Here is a 2879-nt window from a genome sequence, read left to right as displayed (position 1 = left end):
CTGGAAAGCGGGGATGTCCCGGCATGGGTGTCTACCCTGGTGATTGCAGATCCTAAAACCAGCTTTAGTCCCGCTGTTTTAGCCAGGATACAGCAATATATCGATAAAGGCGGCAACCTGCTGATCATGGGTGAACCGGGTAAGCAGGCTGTCCTCAACCCGCTATTGAAGCAATTTAATGTGCAGCTGATGGACGGTTCCGTTGCGCAACCCAGTGCGGATTTAGCACCTGACCTGGTATTGAACGAACTTACGTCAATACCGGCAGGATTTACAAAAGATGTTGCAAAAAGTTTTATAGACAGTTTGCCGGTTGCCATGGATGGTGCCACAGGACTCTCTTATACTTCTGGCGGCCCTTTTCAGATTAAACCACTACTGACTACCAATAAAAACAAAAGCTGGATTAAAAAGGGAAAGCTCGTAGCTGACTCTGCAGCTGTTGTTTTTTCTGCAGCTGATGGCGACCAGAGAATTTCCGTGCCAACGGCACTTTCTTTGACCCGGAAGATTAACGGTAAAGAGCAGCGCATTGTGGTCACCAGTGATGCAGATTTGATGAGTAATACAGAGCTGGCCAGATACAATGTAAGAACAGCAAATTTTGTATTTAATACTTCTTTGTTTAGCTGGCTGAGCTACGGGGAATTTCCAATAGATACTTCACGTCCGGATGCAAAAGACAAGCGTGTAACAGTCACTTCGGCACAGGTTAGCCGGCTAAACATACTTTTTGTATGGGGTTTGCCCGCAATAGTACTGGCTCTAGGAACTATTTTGTTAATCAGACGCAAAAGAAAATAGATTTATGTTGTTTACAACTGATCAGCAGACGCTGGATGATTTAAATATTTTTGGTAAACATGGGGGCGATTCCATTTACCAGATCTACAACCGTACAAGTACCCGTGGCGGGGCCCTGCTGCTCAAAGAAATGTTCAGTTACCCGCTGTCTGATGAGCAGGCCATCAACCGGCGCAGCGGGATCATCCAGTATTTTGCAAGTGCCGGGTTTGATTTTCCGCTCCAAAGCAGTCATTTCGATGCCATTGAGCCTTACCTCGAGAATACGGATGAGCGGACGAAACTCAATGCGCAGGACCATACAATGACCAGAAAGTTAACAAACTTGATTGCCGTGGATGCCGGCACCTCGGCCATCCAGAAAGGGGTGGCCACGCTGATCGATTTGCTGAAAAGTCTGAACACGTTTGTTTCTTCCCTTAAAATGGAAGCCGGGCATCCCTATCAAAGAGATAGGGATGTCATGGCCCAGCTTCTTGCTGACCCTTCTTTTAATGTGATCTTAAAACAAAGCAGCCCCGGAAAACTGTCGCAGAGCGAAATGGCTGAATATGATGTACTCTTCCGCTTTCGGCACCGTGAGGGTATCCTAAAACTGTTACGCCATGTCTATTTCCTGGATGTTTACACTGCGGTAGCTAAGGTTGCGGCATCACGCGGATTTGTGTTTCCAAAGGCACTTCCAGGAAATACTCATGAGGTTCACTTAAAAGATGTCTACCATCCCCAGGTCAAAAACGCGGTCCCCAATTCTATAGAGATTACGCCGGAGAGTAATGTGATCTTTTTAACCGGGGCGAATATGGCCGGGAAATCTACTTTCATGAAATCGCTAAGTATCGCACTTTACCTGGCTCATATGGGTTTTCCGGTGGCGGCCTCAAAAATGGAGTTTTCTGCATTGGACGGGATTTATACCACGATCAACCTGCCGGATAATTTAGGTATGGGCGCCAGCCACTTTTATGCCGAGGTTTTGCGGGCAAAAAAGATGGCCATGGAGCTAAAGACCAGGAAACTTTTCGTGTTGTTTGATGAACTGTTCCGGGGGACCAATGTTAAGGATGCGGCTGAAGCCACCGTTGCTTTTACAGCAGCCTTTGCCAGGAAAAAAGGCAGCATTTTTGTGATCTCCAGTCACATCATTGAGGCAGGAGAGGTGCTTAAAGAACGGTGCAAAAACATCCGTTTTACTTATTTGCCTACGCTGATGGAGGGCAACCAGCCTGTCTATACCTATAAGCTCGAAGAGGGGATTACAGCAGACAGGCATGGGATGGTGATCATCAAAAATGAAGGGATCCTGGAGATTTTGGATCAGGGAATGAGGGACAACGAGCAGCAAAAATCCTTTATAGCGGATAAGCAAACTGTGACCGACCTGAATTTACTGGGCAAATATAAACCTGATTCCATTTACAGTCTTTTTAACCAGGTACGTACTGCAGGAGGGGAGCGGTTATTGCAGGAAATGTTTCAAAACCCGTTTACAGATCCTGCGCAGATCAATGAACGAAGTGCGATGTTCAGGTATTTTCACGAAAATGAATTCAGCTTTTCTTTCGAAAGGGAAATTTTCGAGCAGATGGAATCTTACCTTGATCTGGGGACCAGCAACAACTTTGCTGCTGCCATGTCTGCCATGATCTACCATAAATTTTCTGCATCATTTTTACGTGATGAGCAATATGACAGTATGCATGCCGGCCTGATTGCGACAGTCAAAGTATTAAATTCTTTTCGCGAATTTCTGGAGTCGGTAGATGGTAATTCTGATGGTCCTTATGAAAAGGAAAGAAAGGCATTGAGGAAAATTTTTTCGGACCCCCGATTAATATGGCTCGTTACAGAACGGAATACGGAAAGCTTTCCTTTGTTTGCATTTACAAAATACGACTACCTGCTGAAATATACCCTGCAAGCGGAGATGGAGCGTTTGTTAAAAGACATGCATTTGGTTGATGTCTATCTTTCGGTTGGCCAGTTGGCGAGGGAAAATAGTTTCCATTATGCCATGGCATACTCTGCAACCGCCCATTTAATGCACACGTCCGGGCTCCGGCATCCCCGGCTGG

Annotated in this window: 2 protein-coding genes; both read left to right on the top strand. The window is 46.0% G+C overall.

Features of this window, described 5'->3' with window-relative positions; genetic code table 11:
• On the top strand, positions 1-804 hold an 804-nt coding region (locus VK541_RS17305), incomplete at its 5' end, for a Gldg family protein (protein WP_324371597.1).
• Positions 805-808: 4 nt separating this feature from the next.
• Positions 809-2879, top strand: a 2071-nt coding sequence (locus VK541_RS17300; RefSeq protein ID WP_324371596.1) for a MutS-related protein, incomplete at its 3' end; no start/stop codon positions are given.

Origin of the sequence: Pedobacter sp., from assembly GCF_035317785.1 — a bacterium.
Taxonomy (GTDB): Bacteria; Bacteroidota; Bacteroidia; order Sphingobacteriales; family Sphingobacteriaceae; genus Pedobacter.
Note: the sequence above shows the minus strand (reverse complement) of the source record. Positions and strands in the feature narration are given on the sequence as shown.